We start from the raw sequence: 16,278 nt of genomic DNA on the forward strand, positions 1-16,278 counted from the left end.
CGCGCCGGTCGGCCCGGCGGCCGCCGGTCCGTCCGCCGGTCCGTCCGCCCGGCCGTCCACCCGGCCGGCCGCCGGCCCGGGGTCAGGCCTTCCTGGCGGCGGCCAGGATCTTGACGGTGGTGTGCAGGAAGCGGGCCGTGGCCGAGCCCCGGTAGGACGCGCCGAAGAGCTTGCTGCCGGTGCGCCACTTGCCGTCCCGCAGGTGGATCACCACGTACGCGGCACCGGCGTCGGCGCCGATCACCTCGTAGTCGCCCTTGGGCGAGGTGTAGGGGACCGGGAAGTCCGCCGGCAGCGGCTCGGAGAGGAAGTTGACCACCAGACGGATCTCCGGGGTGGCCTCGATGCCCGCGAACGGCTCGGCGTCGAGCAGCGCCGCCACCTCGTCCACGGTGCGCAGCATCGTCGGGACGGGGTAGCCGAGCGCCTCGGCCAGGTGCTCCTCGATGCGCCGGGTGAGCGCGGCCCGGTCCGGCTCCGCGGTGCGGAAGAAGACGTTGCCGCTCTGGATGTACGACCGCACGTCGTCGAGGCCCAGCTCGGCGAAGAGGGCGCGCAGCCGCTCCATCTTCACCGTCCGGCCACCGACGTTGAGGGCCCGCAGGAACGCGATGTACGTGGTCGTGGTGGTCACCCGTCCAGTCTGGCACCGGGCACCGACAGCGCCTTCGACAGCGCCTCCCAGGCACGGTCGGTTCCCGGTGCCAGACTGGAGGCCATGGCTACCTGGCAGGATTTCGAGCGCGAGGCACCGGAGCTGGCCCTCGCCGTGCGGGCCCGTTTCGAGGCGAACAAGCACCACGTCCTGGCGACGCTGCGCGCGGACGGCTCGCCCCGGGTGAGCGGCATCGAGGTGGACTTCCTCGGGGCGGACCTGACGCTCGGGTCGATGTGGGGCGCGCGGAAGGCGCGCGACCTCCAGCGCGATCCCCGCTTCGCGCTGCACAGCACCCCGAGCGACGAGACCCTGGCGGGCGGTGACTCCAAGCTCTCCGGCCGGGCCGTCGAGATCACCGACGAGACCGAGCTGGCCGCCTACGCGGCTGACCTGCCGGAGCCGCCGCCCGGCCCGTTCCAGGCCTTCCGGCTGGAGCTGGAGCAGGCGGTGCACACCACCGTAGGCGACGACCACCTGTGGATCACGTCCTGGCGGCCGGGAGAGCCGGTGCGGCGGATCGAGCGGCACTGACCGGTGCCGGCCGCCCGGTCGCGGCGGCACCGTCCGCTCGCGGGCCCTACGGCAGGACCGACTTGAGGACCTCCGGCGTGCGGGCCACGACGGCGTGGCCGTCCTCCGCGGTGATGATCGGGCGCTGGATCAGGATCGGGTGCTCGGCCATCGCCGCGATCCAGCGCGCCCGGTCCTCCGGCTCCCTGGTCCAGCGCTTCATGCCCAGGTCCTGGGCCGCCTGCTCGTCGAGCCGGGTGATGTCCCACGGCTCCAGCGACAGCCGCTCCAGGACCTGCTCCAGCTCCGCGGCGGTCGGCGGGTCCTCCAGGTAGCGCCGCACGGTGTACTTGGCGCCGGCGGCTTCCAGTGCGCCGAGTGCCGTGCGGCACTTCCCGCAGCGGGGGTTGATCCAGATCTCCATGCCGCCAGGGTACCGACTGCCGGTCCCCGGCCGGGTGAACCCGGGCTCCCGGGAACTACCGTGCGTCCACCGGCGGTTTACGAACCGGCAGCGAGGCCCCGGGAACGCGGTCTCGGCAGCGGACCGCGGGAGGGGAGCACCGGGTGGACGGCGCGTCGATCATCGAGCGGCTGACGGCCGACAGGGGCATGGCGGACCCGTACCCGCTGTACGCGCGGCTGCACGAGCTAGGCCCCGCCGTGCCCGCCGGGCCCGGCACGGTCCTGGTGGCCGGCCACGCCGCGGCCAACCGGGTGCTGCGTGACCCCGGCTTCGGGTTGGAGGACATCGAGCTGCTGGCGGAGGCGAACGCCGAGGTGGCCCGGCACTCGTCGGTGACCCTGCTCGGCCGCTCGATCCTGCAGCGCAACGCGCCCGACCACGCCCGGGTCCGCTCGCTGATCGCCTCGGCCTTCAACGCCCGCCGGGTGGCGGCGCTGCGGCCGGCCGTCGAGGCCGCGGTCGGCCGGCTGGTGGACGCGATGGCGGAGCAGGGCGCGGACGGCTCGCCGGTCGACTTCATGGACGCCTTCGCGTTCCGGCTGCCGGTCGAGGTCATCTGCGAACTCCTTGGCGTCCCGGAGCCGGACCGCTACCGGTTCCGCGCCCTCGCGGGAGACCTGACCGTCGCCCTGGAGCTGGTCCAGGACCTCGCCGAGCTGGCCGTCGCCGACGCCGCCGCCGACGAGCTGTCCGGTTACTTCACCGCGCTCGCCGCCGAGCGCCTGGCCCGTCCCCAGGGCGACCTGGTCAGCGACCTCGCCCGGATCGCCGTCGACGCCCCGGAGCGGATCTCCGGCCGCGAGCTGCTGGCCAACCTGGTGCTGCTGCTGGTGGCCGGCTTCGAGACCACCACCAACCTGCTCGGCAACGGGCTCTCGCTGCTCTTCCGGCATCCGCGCGCGATGGCGGGGCTGCGCACCGGCGCGCTCGCCCCGGCGCGGTTCACCGACGAGGTGCTGCGCCACGACTCGCCGGTCCAGCTCACCACCCGGATCGCGCTGGCCGCCGGGCTCGACGTGGCCGGTGTGCCGACGCCGCCCGGCACGGTGGTGCTGGTCCTGCTGGCCGCGGCCAACCACGACCCGGCCCGCTACCACCGCCCGGAACTCTTCGACCCCACCCGGACGGACAGCCAGCCGCTCAGCTTCGGCGGCGGCGCGCACTTCTGCCTCGGCTCCCAGCTGGCCCGGCTGGAGGCCGAGCTCGCCGTGCCGGCGCTCCTCGACCGCTTCCAGCGACTCGCCCCCGGAGGCGTCCCCACCCGCCGCGACCGCCTCGTCCTCCGCGGCTTCGACACCCTCCCCGTCACCATCCGCTGACCCCGCCGAGCCCGGAACGCACCGTGCCCTGGGGGCCAGCGAAACGCTGACCCCCAGGGCATGGTGCGAGGCCGAACGGCCGTGCGGCGAGGGCCTTCTACAGGTCGTAGTACAGCTCGAACATGTCTCCGACCTGCGGAAACATGGAGCCCCTAGGAGATCATTTCACAACCAGTGCACGCGCGGCGGCCTCAACGGACGCGAGGCGCCGAAAGGCGCCAGGTGGTGATGATGAGGTCGCGCCAGTTGGTCGCTGTGGGGTGCTACGTAGGGCTAGCGAACTTCGTACAAGGCGTCCAGATCGGTCGCGATACCTCGCAGGTCGGCGCGCGGTCGCCTACTCGGACAGGGGTGAGAGGCGGAGGCGTTTGAAGGGCGGAGCGGCTGGGCGCCGGTGCTGCCGCCTGGCGAAGCATCGCGGCGGCGCCAGCCTGCTGTGAAGCGGCCGCTCGCCATGGCTGCGGCTCAGATGAAGAGTTCAAGCTCGGGGCTCAAACCGCTCTGGATCTCGGCGACGACGATCCAATGACGATGGCCCTCCAGTCTGTACACCGCCCGCAGTCGGACCACCGGCGCCTCGTCGTAGTAGTCCTCCGCCCAGTCCGCGATGCGGTCCTGGTACCAGCTCGGCGGCCGGGACTGCTCCACTGCCGGGGTACGAAGTGGCCGCCTCGTTCCAGACCACCCTTTAGGACGGCCTCGCGGCCCGGCTCGGTGACTAGGCCGATACCAGGGCTGAAGCGGACAGGCTTCCAAATGACGTTCGGCAGCTTCGCGCGCTGCCCGTCGGTCAGGGCCGGCCCGGCCGAGTGGCCCCGGTCGTTCAGCAGCGTGAGGGTCACCCGTGTCCAGACGGTCCAACCCGACCGGCCCGTCGAGGGCGACGCTCAGCCGGAAGTGGTCGGGGCCAAGGCGAGTCACATTGAACCTGAGTTCAGGCGTGAGTTCGCGGGGCCAGCGGTTCCGCTGGATCCCCGCGACCTCCTTGGCAGTGGCCGCCGCGTCCTTGGCGGTGAAGACGCCTCGAGGGTGGCCTGGCATGCCAGGGCCGCGGTTGACACAACACCGGCAGCAGTCCAGAACGTGCCGTCCATCCAGAAATGGGCCATGGCGTGGACCGTGGCAGCGCCCGTCTCCGGACCAGGGAGGGACGATCGAACCAGGACGTGATCGTTGGCCAAGCCTCAGCGCCCTCGCCTTCGCCCTCGACACTTTCCTCCCCGCCCGCTGCCACATCCCCGCCCCCACCCTGACCCGACTGCCTGTCTCCTAGAGGCCCGGACCCTCCTCGCCCGACGGGGGCGGGCGCACGCACCTATTGGCTGCGGGCCTCCGGAATGCGCCAGGTGATCAGGAAGCGCTCCGACGGGGGCTGGCCGGGTCTGCCGACCGGGATCATGCTTTTCACGAGGTAGCCGAAGACCTGGTGCTGGGCCTCCTCGGAGATCTCGTCCCAGGTGTCCGGGGTCAGGGTCATCACCTCGCGCACCAGGCTCTGGTCGGCCTCGGCGCGTAGCATCTCGATGCGGTCCTCGCGGTCCATCGTGTCGTCGGCGTGCATGGCTCGGATCGAGGCCGGGAGCAGGTTCGGCTCCGCGCGCAGGCGCCGGACGATCTCCTGGCAGGCGTAGCGGAAGCCGAGGTGTATCTCCAGCGCCTCGTAGCCCGGGTCCCGGTAGCCGTAGGGCGAGCCGCTCTCGGCCCCAATGTAGTCGCCCTTGAGGATGCGAAGCAGTGCGCGCAGGGCGAACTCCGCACCGTGGTCCTCGATGAGCCGGACGCCGGAGCTTACCCAGTCGTCCTCCGTCACCAGGGGCTCGTGCGGGACGGCAAGGGACGGGTGGATCTCGATGGCGTTGAACGGATTCAGCAGCATTCCGGCGACCAACTCCGGTGTCCACTCGCCGGTCTCGCCACCCCAGCCGTGCAGCGTCAGCTCCCTGGCGGACCTCATGGTGCCCGCTTCGCCAGCGCTCACCGCCCGCCACAGGCGCTGGAACCGCCGGACCTCGCCCTGCGGGTCCCTGGGCGGGTCACACTGGTCGGCCAGCACCGCGACGATCGCCTGGACGGTGTCCCACTTCGGTGCGTGGAGGCCGTTGAGAGCGGTGCGGACGCCTTCGTGGCTGGGGCAGCCGGGGAGGTCGGGTCGGTCCGCGATTAGGGCGCTGATCCTACGTGAACTCAATTTCCCAGCTGCGCGATGCAGTTCTTGTAGGGATCGGGCCAACTCGCTCTGAGAGAGGGTCAGTTGGTTAAGCGTAGTGGCTGCCACGGCTCGACAGGCTACCTTCCTGGGTCGGATGCCGGACGACCGCACATTCCTGTGTCGACGGCTGTCAGGTTTCGCCAGACTTCTCGGGGTAATGGCTGTCAGAATGGTGACAGGTCGTTGGCGGTGGTGTCGACGATGGGCGTACGCGCCGGACCGCGGCCGCGTCCCGTCCCAAGGAGCCACACCTGTGCACATTCCCGCCTATGCCTGGGTCATGATCCGCTCCGCCATGCCGATGGTACCCACTTCGCGTCAAGTTGCCGCACTGGATTGCTGCTTGTGCGACCAGCCGTTCGACGGCCGGGCGGCCGTCCCACTCGGGCCGACTCCGGCCACAGGCCTGTTTGGATGCCGGGACTGCCTGACCCGGCTGGTGAAGCGGGCTCGCCAGCTCCGCGACAGCGCGCTCGTCCAGGAGGCCGACCTGGCGCACGCGCAGGCGGCGGCGTGGAGCGCGACCCGCCTCCGCCACCTGGCTTCCCTCGAACACGTGCGGCGGGCCGCGGAGGCCGTGACAGGTCTTGCCGAGGACGACGGCGTCGAACCGCTCGACGTGGCGTGGCTGCTGGTGTCGCTGGAGTCGGCGCGCGCCTGGACCACCGAGGACGCTCCCCGGCCGCCCGGTTCCGAGCCGGTGGACGAGGAGCTTCGGGAGGCAGGTTTTCGGATCTCGCTGGAGATGATCTCCGCCCGTGAGGCCGTGGCGCGGCGCCTTGTCTACCACCTGATCAACGAAGCCGCGTTGCCGGAACCGGAGGCCTGCGCGGAAATGGAGTGCCCGGAGTCCTGCTTCGGCCGCCACGATTGGGAACACATCGACTGCGGACCGGACGCCGTCTTCGAGGACCTGGCCTGTCGCGGGATTGAGCTGGAACGCACCGACGACCTCCTGCCGCCGCGGCGCAGACCGTCAGTCGAGGAGGAGCCGCCGCTCACCGGCTTCGACGGCGACCCGGACGAGCTGGTGGACAAGTACGGGCAAGTGCTGGCGTACTTCGGGCTCGACCATGAGAACACCGAGGTACTCGTCGACGCTGCCGCGGTCGGGCTGGTGGCCGATGTCTGGCGCAACGGCCCCTTGGACGCGACACACGCGGCCGGTACTGGGCCGTCCGACGGCGAGATCTTCGCCCAGAGCGTCGACCTCTACCGCGCGGCCCGCGCAGCCCTGCTCTCCGCGCGGGATGGCGGCCCAGAGGAACTGCTCGTGTTCCAGGCAATCGCCTCCGATGTGCGGCTGCGGTGGGCGGGCGGTTCCTCCTTCACCCTGTTGGCCTGCGGAGAGCCCACCGACGAGTTCTGCCAGGACATCGATAACCGGCTCTGGTTCACCGGCAAGCAGATGAAGGAACTGGGCTGGAGGACTTCGTTGATGCACCGGGCGATGTCGGCCGTGGTCAAGACCCCGGGGCACTTCGGCATGCCGGGCTGGCCCGCCGTCGCGGCCACCGCCCTGCGGAGAATCGACACACTGGACCGGACGGACGCGCCCGGGACGCTGCACGACCTCGCAGCCGTCGAAGTCGCACTCAGGGAAGCACCGGACCGACTGGGCGCGGACGCGCTCGACTGGCTCTGCCGCCGGGGCGTGTTTGCCCCGGAAGTGGGCGTGCCGCGGTGAACTGGGACGGAATCACCATCGGCATCCTCGCGGCCTTCGGATGCGTCATGCTCGTACTCGCCCAGATCCGCGAGGTACTGGCCAAACTGCCCGAACTGATCCGGTCCTGGCGCCGGGTGCGACAGGAACTCGCGGCCCCGGTGCCCAGACCGGACGGGCACGGCAGTGACCCGGGTACCGGCACTGTCTAAGAGGTCCTAACAGAAGTCATAGTCGCGTGACTGTCAGATGATGCGCTCGTTGGTCCGTCTGTTGGAAAGAGGGAGTCTCGTCCGTGGGTCGTGTCGGACGAAATATGGGGCTTGATCGAGCCGTTGTTGCCCGGGCCGGCGCCGAAGCTGAAGCAGGGGCGACCTCGTGATCCGGACCGGCAGGCGCTGTGCGGCTGTTCGTGCTGCACACCGGCATCCAATGGGAGTACCTGCCCCAGGAGCTCCGCTTCGGCTCGGGCATGACCGGCTTGGCCGCCTGGAACGAGGCCGGCGTGTGGGACCGGCTCCATCTGGTCCTGTTGCGAAAGCTCCGGGCCGCCCGGCAGCTCGACTGGTCCCGGGCGGTGATCGACTCCAGCCACGTCCGGGCTGCCCGGAGGGGCCCAAAAGCAGACCGAGCCCGGTGGACCGCGCACGACCGGGCAGCAAGCACCACGTCCTCGTCGACGCCCAGGGCATCCCGCTCGCGGTGTCACTGACCGGAGGCAACCGCAACGACGTCACCCAGCTGCTGCCCCTGCTGGCGAAAGTTCCCGCCGTGGCCGGCCTCGTCGGCCGACCTCGGCGCCGCCCCGACCTCCTGTTCGCCAACCGCGGCTACGACCACGACAAGTACCGGCGCCTGGTGTGGAAGCAGGGCATCAAGCCGATGATCGCTCGCCGGGGCGTGCCTCACGGTTCCGGCCTGGGCGTCTACCGTTGGGTCGTCGAACGGACCATCGCCTGGCTCCACGGCTTCCGCCGCCTGCGCATCGGCTGGGAACGGCGCGACGACATCCACGAGGCCTTCCTCGGCCTCGCCGCCTGCCTGATCACTCACCGCCACGTCAAACGCCTTTGTTAGGACCTCTAAAGAGGTCTGCCGCTTTGGGGGTAGGGCTCGAACTCGGCGCGCGCAACAAAATCCCCCGTGCCGGTTTTCCGTCCGGCGAGGGCCACTTGTCGGCCAGCATAGGAGAAGTTGCGAGGCTCGGGGCGCCCTGCATGCCTGTTCACCGTTTCACTCTCATTTCACATCGCGAGTTGGCAGCGTTACTCCTGCAGGTGTTTCCGCAGGTCAGGAGAGGTCCTGACCTGCGGAAACGACGAGGGATCGACCTGTGTTCCCGCGGAGGGGTCCCTACAGGTCGTAGTTCTGATCGAACATGCCTCTGAGCTGCGAAAACATGACCCCCAAGGAAGATCATTTCATAATCAGTGCACACGCGACGGGGATCACGATGAGACGCGGTGAGAAGTGTCGAGCGGAAACTGTGAGGAGTCGAAGAGCCTGGTCCTCGGCGACCATTTCAAGCACAGGTGCGGAGACGCACCGATAAAGTGCTGCTCGCCATCGACCTCAAGGACAATCCGTTCGGCTTCGGCTGCGGAGCCGTAGAGGGATGGTCCCTGTCAGCCATGGTGACGGGCCAACAGGGAGTCGGGGATCGCTGCCGTGATAGGGGGTTCATGAGTTCCACGATGAGCGAAGTGCAGATCCTCGCGGGCTCGCGTGCAGAGCACGAGGAAGCGGAGGCGTGCCTCGACACCGGTCGGGTCCTCCGTGTAGCTGTCCAGGTCGGGGACGAAGACGCTGTCGAACTCCAGGCCCTTCATGCTCATCGTGCTGACGATTCTGATGGGATGGGTCGAGAAGTCCATGGAGTTGCGGTAGTGGTCGTCGAAGACGTACGCCTGGGTCTTCTTCTCGAGCCCACGGGACGCCAGCTCGCTCTGAATCCCTCGGATCGTCTGGACCGACCTACAGATGATTCCGATGCTTCGGTCCTGATGGGCGTTGAAGTACTGCACGATTCCGGTGAGGAGGCCTTCGAGGGACGGAATCCGCATGACGACGGGCAGGCTGCCGGACCGCCTCGGCAAGGGCAACTCGGTTCGGTCCTCCACGCGGAACTCCGACGCCAGCATGGCGATCTCGCGGCTGCTCCGGTGATTCTGTCGCAACTCCAACGGAGCAGCTGGCGTACCGAGCGTCCGACAGAGCTCGACAAGTGCCGTCTCCTCAGTACCTATGCGCTGTTTCTCATCCGCGAAGACGGTGACATCGACACCGAGGATGCGGCAGAGGCGGTAGAAGCCGAGCGGGAGATTCTGGCCTTCGTCGACGACGAGGTGCACCGTCACCCCGACGCCCCGCAGCATGCAGCTCCGCTGCATCTCGACCCAGTCGAAGCGCCGCTCATCCTCGGCGGCCCGTGGCGGTTTGCTTTCGAACTTCTCCCGCCACAAGGCATTGAGCCACCGGGCGCACGTGGTCACGCGCGGCGTCCCGGTCAGCTCCGGGGCCAGTTGCGCGATGTACTGGTGCAGCAGGTTGTAGCGGGTGAGGAGGACGACCTCGTGGCCGGCCGTGGCCAGCGCCCACGCACGGTAGACGGCCATCACGGTCTTTCCGCCGCCGGGGGGACCGGTGACGACGTGGCGTCCCCGGAAGGGCAGTTCGACCACCGCCCGCTGGTCGCCTCCGAGTTCCAGCAGTGAAGGGAATCTCATGACCCTTCCACTGCCTCGGCCGACTCCAGCAGGGCCGCCTGCAGAACCTCCTGAAAGAAGCCGGGAACCTCGTTGCCGCCGATCAGTAGAGTCCGGTCCAGGAGGGAATTGTCGATCTCGCAACAGGTCTCCGGGAGCAGGGTGCAGGCGTGGCACGCCGCGCGGTTCAGGTTGGCCAGCGACCGACCCGTCGAGTCGGCGCATAGTGGATCCTGCGAACACCACTGGGCTGATTCGAGCAGGCGGATCAGCGTCTCCCCCAGATACGGCGGCCGACCCTGACGGACGAGCCCGCCGAGGGTCCCCTCGGTGTCGCCAGCGGCCGTGTAGATGAACACGCCGGCCTGCGGTGGGTACGTGCTGTCCGTGGGATGGCTCCGGGCGTAGACGCGCTCGCGCAAGGATGCGGCGTTGTAGCCACTGTCGTAGGACAGCTGGCGGATGAAGTGGTGGGCCAGCGTATGCAGCATGACGAAGCGGGGCAGCAGCACCGGTCCTGACTTGTCCCTCAACCTGTCGACCTTGAACGATGCCTCCAGGTCCTGCTCGATCCGTCGGGTCCAGAGGCGGACCGATTCGAGTCGTTCCCAGGCACCCAGGCGTTCCTCGTCCAGTGAGACGAAGATCCCTTCGCCGTAGGTCTCCACAGCGGGCAGCCACTTCGCCCGCCTCGCGGTGTCGACCGAGACGAGTCGACCGCCCTCGTCGTTGTCGCCGGAGCTGGGTTCGTAACGGGAGAAGCCTTCGAGTGCCCGGACCTCGCGCACCTTGTCCGCCACGACGACGGAGGCGATCCTCCGATCCAGCTCCTGCATCGAGTTCGGGGCGGTGCTCGCGATGTCGAGACGCGTCCGACGCACGGAGAACGTCTTGGACCCGGGTACGGACTCCGGCTCGGAGAACGCCGCCCACTCGGCGATGCTGAGGTGCTCGTCCGAGCCGAACGGCGACGACGGGGTGTCTTGCGCGGAGGCACGGCGGCCGATCGCGTCGACGAACTCCTCGGTGACCCCGCACTCGGAGGCGATGATGGTCCGGAAGCTGTCGGCGATCGGACTGCCGTAGCGGTCCCGGTAGTCGAGCCAGAAGCGGTTGTCGACGACCAGTTGGATCGCCGGGTCCTGTTCAGACGGGGCGTTCGGGGCCGGGATATCGATCGCGGAGTGGACGACCGGGAAGTAGACGTTGGCAGCACCGCGCTGTACCGCCTGAGGGGTCTCCTCACAGGATTCCGGCTCGTCGGTCTCGTACTGCCAGGGGTGGGTCCCGGCGCAGTTCATGCCCAAACCTCGTAGGACGTTCTTGTGGCTGATGCCCGAGAGATCCCGCTGGGCGCGGCAGGTCTCGCACTCGATGTGCAGGGCCTCGAGACCGGACGATTCGGGTGTGGCGAGGAACCGGAGCCGACCAGACCGGCACTGTCGTTGATCGTGACCCTCGCTCGCTGAATGAGCCCAGCGGAACCAGTTGATGTCGGCCAGGTGACCGGACCGACAGACCTGGATGAAACGCATGGGCGCCAGTTTCGGTCTGCTCGGGCAGCGCCCGCAGGTGGGAACCCGGTCCTTCTCCTCGAGCGAGGTCTTCCAGAACGCCATCGACCGGCAGAGGGGGCAGAACAGCCACTTCGGGAAACGCACGTACGTGGGCCCGTTGCGGCTGGTGTAGGCCGCTTTCCCCGATGGGATGACGGGAGCCGAACGGAAATCGTCCACGCGCAGCTTCGTCGCGAGCCGGGGGGACTCCACCCGTTCGGCGGTCTTGGCCCAGCTGCGGATGTCCGCAGCCACGAACGATTCGCCCCGAAGATCGATAATCCCGCCGACCCCGAACGGAACAATGGTCTGCGTTCGGCGGACCTTGCGACGGATGTCCTTCACAGCGTTCACGCCCCTCTGACGACGACGAGGCAGTCGCGGTCGACATTTCGCATCGATTGGGCCGTTTCCCACAGACCCTCCTGCTTGCCGAAGTCGGTCAGGAGGGAGTTGAATGTGCGGCCCTGGGGACGGTAGTACAGCCGCCCGCCTTCGCCCCGCGCGCCCTCGGCGGCCTGCTGCCACTCGTCGATCCGCCTGTCCAAGTGCTCCGCCGTTGCTTCAGCCTCGTCCGGGTCGGCACGCCGTACGTGGTCGACGATGAGATTCCGGATCCGGGCGACCTCGTCCATGTGATCCAGGATCTCCCCGGCCCTGTTCTCGGCAGAGAGCCCGATCCCGTGGCGCACGAGGATGGTGAGCACGGCGTGCAGGGCGCGATCGCGGGACGGGAGCGACCACGGGGTGACGCTGGTGGGTTCGACGTGCCGGTAGAGCGAACGATGATAGACGCCGAACGACTCGTAGTGAGAGCGGTCACGAGGCTTGGTCGACCGGAACAATGTGACGATCAGTCCCGGGACGTCGCGTCGGCCCACACGGCTGGTGGCCTGGATGTACTCGGAAGTCGTCTTGGGCTGTCCGTTCATGAGCATCAGGCCGAGCCGAGGAACGTCGACACCGACCGACAGCATGTTGGTGGTGGCGAGGAAGGAAACACTGCCCTGCTCCCCGAAGCGCCTTCCCAGGCGGTCGAGCAGCCGCGGTTGGTCGGCTCGCGGGACGTTGCTGGTGAGTTCGACCACCGAGTCGTCGTTCAACCGGCGGCGTCGGGATTCGTCCTTGGTGAGGTGCTCCAGCCGCGCCGGGATGTCGTCCCTCGCGATCGTGACGGTCCGGCCGAGTTCCCTGAGGCTGTTGTGGTAGGCCACCATGGTCCAGTAGGCGTCCCGTCGTGCCTCGTCGCCCCCCAGGTCCATCGGCGCCTGGAGGCCAGCGGCGCCCACGTGGACAGTCGCCGTGGAAGCGGTGTGGCCCTGGGCCATCACGCCGACGTACAGGCGCCCGGGCTTCTCTTCGTCGGGTGAGGCGAAATACGAGCGACCCGCCTCGAGACCCGCGGGTGGGAACAACTGGACGGGACGTCCGTAGAGGCTTCGGATCTGGTCCTGTGAACGTCGGATCGTCGCCGTGGATGCAATGACCTTTGGTGTCGTGCCCTGCCAGGAGCAGAGTTCGAGGACTGCGGATTCGTACAGGCCGACCGTGGTCCCCAGGGGACCTGCCAACAGGTGCAACTCGTCCTGGATCACCAGGGACGGCGCTCGCCTGCCGTCCTTGCCGAAGAGGTTGCCGGCCTCGGACTCCCACGCCAGGCGGGCGAACTTGTCCACCGTGCCGAGCACGAAGGTCGGCGGTTCCCGGTAGATCTGCTCGTCCACCACGGCGACGGGCAGCCGGTCGTGGAAGACGCACGATTGCCGCGGACAGAAGAACCAGGTCTCACCTCCGTCCGCGTGGATGCCAAAGTCCTGGCCCTGACCGCTGCGTTCGGGGACGATTTCGGTACCGCACCAGGGGCAGCGCTCCAGCAGGAAGCGGTCGTCCGGTTCGGGCGACTGCTTCAGGGCGTCGAGTTCCTGTTCGGCGGCGGAGATCCTGTTCGGCGTCGTCTCCTGACCGACCCAAAGCCCGATACTGATGGGTTCCTGCCCGAGGTCGTGGCGCAGCTCGCCGTCGTGGCCGGCTCTGATGTACTCCAGCGCGCAGATCGCGGTGGCCGTGCGCTGGAACTGCTGCGTGGTCAACAGACTGAGGGTGTACCGGCTCAGGACCGCGGTGCCGCCGCCCGCGACACCGTACTGGAGACGGCGGCGGATGATCTCGAAACAAGCGGTGAGCAGGTAGGTCTCGGTCTTTCCGCCACCGGTCGGAAACCAGATGAGGTCGACCGTCCTGCGGTCCTCGTGGTCCGGGATCATCAGGCTCTCTACCACGAGCAGGAAGTAGGCGAGTTGGAACGGGTGCCAGGCGTAGTCGGTGGGAGGCTCCGCGAGTTCGACCACCTCGCTGTTCCTGCGTCGGCGATTGCCCGCCAGCTCGGGACGGCTGTGGAGCATTTGGAGTGCCATGGCCCGATTGGCGAGACGGAAGGATTCCCGCGCCCGATCCCCGGTGGGTGTCGACGAGGTGAGCGCGGTCACCCCGGAGGCCATTCGGTCGAGCGCCGCGCCGATCCTGCCCAGCAGGCGCCCGGCAGGAGCGGCGGCCCATCGCGGCAATGACTCGGCCGCGGACTGCTGGGCCTCGAACCACTTGCGGTACCCGAGGACGAACGAGTGCAGGCCGTCCCGCAGATCCTCGACCGTGAGCTCGGGCTTCGACAGGTGCGCGAGGTTGAGGACCGGCAGGTCCCGGGGACCGTCGGGCTTGATGTGCGCGACGACCTGTTCCGGCATGACCTCAGTACGCAGGGCGGTCACCGGGCCGGAGCTGTCGTCCCACACGACGGCACATCCGTGGCCCACGGCACGGGTGATGATGTGCCGGTACTGCACACGCAGCTCCTGCTCCTCCTCGTCTCTGCTGTTGAGGCGGGTGCTCGGGTATTCGAGCACACTGCCGTCGCTCGTGGTGGCGCGGAGCGAGACCTGGAAGAGCATCAGCTCCCGGTTCTTGTGACGACTCTCATCCTCCCTGTGCGCGTTGGACAGCACGCAGGTGACGAGGTGCCCGGTGCCGAAGCTGCGCCAGCGGACGTGCAGCAGGCCGTGTCCCTCCAGGCAGGAGACCGGTGAGTCGAATCCGAGTTCCACGGTCGTGGGCGTCGACAGCCTCGGCTGTCGCCTCCAGCTGCGTCGTCCGCCATCACGGAGCGTCAGGTAGCGCGATGCCTCGCAGAGGACCTCGATCCGACGGGCGTCAGTGAAGAAGGAGAAGCCGAGAGAGGAGGGGAGCCAGGCGTTGGCCTCGGCGACCGGATCATCGGCAAAGCCGTCGTCCTCGCCCGACCCGGCCGCGGACTCGTCGAAGCTCTCCTCGCCCTCGACCGCCGCGTGTTCGAGCATGGAGGAACCGCGCGGGTGCAGCGTGCCCATCAGGTAGCGGCGGTCCGGCGGATCGACGATGTGTTCCTCCTCCTCGGGCCCCGGACCGACCAGTTGACGGCGGAGGTAGGAGACGTAGGTGTCTCGGTGGGCGGAGAGCGACGGCTCGGCGTCGGTCACTTCGGTGCTCCCCCTCGCGTGATCACGGCCGCGCCCAGATCGCCCAGCATCTTCCTGACACCTGGACGACATGCGACCCAGAGCTGGGCACGAGCCCTAGTGCAGGCGACGTAGAGCGCATCGAGTCGGCCGTCCAGATGCTGGGGCTCAAGGTCGATCAGACAGACGACGTGATTCTCGTGCCCTTTGAAGTCGGCGACGGACGACCAGGTGAGCCTGCGCCTGGTACGGGCGGAGCCGACCACGTCGGTGAAGAGTTCGATCTTGGACACACGCCGGCACAAGCGGGCGGAGCTCGAGTCCCAGTCGCCCGCGACCGACAGCAGCGTGATGTCCTGTGGTGAGACCTCCTGCTCCAGGAGGTCGTTCACGTAGGCATCGAGGAACGCAGCCTCGTCCTGCGCGTCCTGGACGTTCTGGTACAAGGGGCGCTCTCCTTCGCCGGCCGAGGCGACACCCACGTCGGCGCCCGTGTAAGCCTTGACCTCCTTGACGATCTGCACGGTGTTGCGGCAGTTGCGCTTCATCGGCCCGTTCATCGTGCCCATGCCGCGCAGGTAGGCCCATGCCTCGGGGTCGAAGGTCGCCGGAGCGAGTAGCTGGTTGTTCTGGTCCAGCATGAATGTCCATCGGCCCTGTTCGAGCCCGCCCGCCGACAGACCGTCCAGGACACTGAGACTGTCGAACGTCATCAGGTCCTGGGCCTCGTCGACGATCAGGTGGTCGAAGGTCCGACCATGAACCTCCGCCAACCGATCGAACGGCAGGACGGTGACCGGGTGGTCGGAGAGGATCCCGGTCAGGTGGGTGGTCAGGGTGGGGCTCGCGGCGGTGAAGAGAACGCTGCCGGTAGCGGAGCTGCGTCGCGCGGCCTCGGCCGCGAGGAACGTCTTCCCGGTACCGGCGCCTCCGGTCCAGATGAGGCGGGAGTTTGACTCCAGCTCGTCGAGTCTGTCTAGCTGCTCCTCGGTGAGGCGCTCGAAAGCCACGTCCAGGTCCGTCAGCCGGGCGCGCAGGTTCGGGACGAGATCGAAGTCCGGGCGTACCGCCTTGAGCATCTTCTCGCGCAGCGGCGCCGGTACGGGGGTCTTCGCCCACCGGTTGCGCGTGCGCCAGAAGCGGGTGGCCCGAGCGATGCCCTCGGTCAGCCCGCGCCCGCCGTCGTATGACTTGCTACCCAGATACTGCTCGGGCTCGAACTCGGTGCTCCGGTCGAGGTCGACGTCGGGTGTGATCACCAGATATCCGCTCGGGACCCCCAGCGTTCGTAGATCGCCGACCCGCTCGCCGAGCTGCTGCTCGAACGCGTGCATACCCCCGCTGGCCTGAGCGAAAGGGCTCTCGCCGGGGTGCTCGTCGACACCGGACGGCCCGTAGTACCACTTACCGTCCTGCTGGCCAACCCTGCCGCCCTTGACCTCGATGAAGAGCAGCAGCTCCGGCATGATGACGACAAAGTCGATCTCGCCGACGCGCTTCCGGGCGTGTCGTGGGAGGTGGACCGAGTGCAGCGCGACGCTCCGGGCATCCGGGATCGCTTTGAGCGCCGAGAAGACACTGCGCTCCGCCCGACTGCGCGTGCTGTTCGAGATCTCACTCGGGATGATCCGCATCAACTCTCCCCACCCTCACCGACAGATCTTCAACATACCGACTTTCCGCCATTCGAGTGCGGGCTGT

At 68.4% G+C, this 16,278-nt stretch carries 12 protein-coding genes and 1 pseudogene; 5 read left to right on the forward strand and 8 right to left on the reverse strand.

Annotation, left to right across the window (positions count from 1 at the left end; translation table 11 throughout):
• Window positions 1-82: 82 nt before the first annotated feature.
• Window positions 83-634, reverse strand: a complete 552-nt coding sequence (locus tag ACIF6L_RS07460; protein ID WP_329487356.1) for a DUF1697 domain-containing protein — start codon at window positions 632-634, stop codon at window positions 83-85.
• A gap of 84 nt (window positions 635-718) precedes the next feature.
• Here ACIF6L_RS07460 and ACIF6L_RS07465 point away from each other — a divergent pair, with 84 nt between their 5' ends.
• Window positions 719-1,189 carry a pyridoxamine 5'-phosphate oxidase family protein gene (locus ACIF6L_RS07465; protein ID WP_396486915.1) on the forward strand — a complete coding sequence of 157 codons (471 nt, stop codon included), beginning with the start codon at window positions 719-721 and terminating at the stop codon, window positions 1,187-1,189.
• Between the two features lie 46 nt (window positions 1,190-1,235).
• Here the strand turns inward: ACIF6L_RS07465 and ACIF6L_RS07470 are convergent, their stop codons facing one another.
• Window positions 1,236-1,592 carry an ArsC/Spx/MgsR family protein gene (locus ACIF6L_RS07470; RefSeq protein WP_329487354.1) on the reverse strand — a complete coding sequence of 119 codons (357 nt, stop codon included), beginning with the start codon at window positions 1,590-1,592 and terminating at the stop codon, window positions 1,236-1,238.
• Window positions 1,593-1,735: 143 nt separating this feature from the next.
• On the opposite strand from ACIF6L_RS07470, the gene ACIF6L_RS07475 reads away from it, so the two are divergent.
• Entirely contained in the window at window positions 1,736-2,953 is a 1,218-nt protein-coding gene (locus ACIF6L_RS07475) for a cytochrome P450 (protein ID WP_396486914.1), read from the forward strand.
• Between the two features lie 465 nt (window positions 2,954-3,418).
• On the opposite strand, the gene ACIF6L_RS07480 is transcribed toward ACIF6L_RS07475, so the two are convergent.
• Complete coding sequence (locus ACIF6L_RS07480; RefSeq protein WP_396486913.1) at window positions 3,419-3,601, reverse strand: hypothetical protein; 183 nt, start codon at window positions 3,599-3,601, stop codon at window positions 3,419-3,421.
• Window positions 3,602-4,268: 667 nt separating this feature from the next.
• Entirely contained in the window at window positions 4,269-5,141 is an 873-nt protein-coding gene (locus ACIF6L_RS07485; RefSeq protein ID WP_396486912.1) for a hypothetical protein, read from the reverse strand.
• Between the two features lie 274 nt (window positions 5,142-5,415).
• On the opposite strand from ACIF6L_RS07485, the gene ACIF6L_RS07490 reads away from it, so the two are divergent.
• The 3 genes and pseudogenes from ACIF6L_RS07490 to ACIF6L_RS07500 all read left to right on the forward strand — a co-directional run bounded on the left by ACIF6L_RS07490 (window position 5,416) and on the right by ACIF6L_RS07500 (window position 7,905).
• Window positions 5,416-6,849, forward strand: coding sequence for a hypothetical protein (locus ACIF6L_RS07490; protein ID WP_396486911.1), 1,434 nt, complete (start codon window positions 5,416-5,418; stop codon window positions 6,847-6,849).
• Complete coding sequence (locus tag ACIF6L_RS07495) at window positions 6,846-7,040, forward strand: hypothetical protein (RefSeq protein WP_396486910.1); 195 nt, start codon at window positions 6,846-6,848, stop codon at window positions 7,038-7,040. Before ACIF6L_RS07490 ends, ACIF6L_RS07495 begins: the two co-directional genes overlap by 4 nt.
• Before the next feature lie 30 nt (window positions 7,041-7,070).
• Window positions 7,071-7,905 (forward strand): annotated as a pseudogene (locus ACIF6L_RS07500) (IS5 family transposase).
• Between the two features lie 548 nt (window positions 7,906-8,453).
• Here the strand turns inward: ACIF6L_RS07500 and ACIF6L_RS07505 are convergent.
• From ACIF6L_RS07505 to ACIF6L_RS07520, 4 genes are read right to left on the reverse strand one after another with little or no spacing between them, the layout of a single operon-like run.
• Complete coding sequence (locus tag ACIF6L_RS07505) at window positions 8,454-9,554, reverse strand: hypothetical protein (RefSeq protein WP_396486909.1); 1,101 nt, start codon at window positions 9,552-9,554, stop codon at window positions 8,454-8,456.
• Window positions 9,551-11,434, reverse strand: a complete 1,884-nt coding sequence (gene drmB, locus ACIF6L_RS07510; protein ID WP_396486908.1) for a DrmB family protein — start codon at window positions 11,432-11,434, stop codon at window positions 9,551-9,553. Before drmB ends, ACIF6L_RS07505 begins: the two co-directional genes overlap by 4 nt.
• Window positions 11,435-11,439: 5 nt before the next feature.
• Window positions 11,440-14,598 (reverse strand): helicase-related protein, encoded by a 3,159-nt coding sequence (locus ACIF6L_RS07515; protein ID WP_396486907.1) that lies wholly within the window; start codon window positions 14,596-14,598, stop codon window positions 11,440-11,442.
• Entirely contained in the window at window positions 14,595-16,211 is a 1,617-nt protein-coding gene (locus ACIF6L_RS07520) for an NERD domain-containing protein (protein WP_396486906.1), read from the reverse strand. The genes ACIF6L_RS07515 and ACIF6L_RS07520 overlap by 4 nt, the downstream gene beginning before the upstream one ends.
• Window positions 16,212-16,278: the final 67 nt, after the last annotated feature.

Source organism: Kitasatospora sp. NPDC086009 (assembly GCF_044540385.1).
GTDB lineage: Bacteria > Actinomycetota > Actinomycetes > Streptomycetales > Streptomycetaceae > Kitasatospora.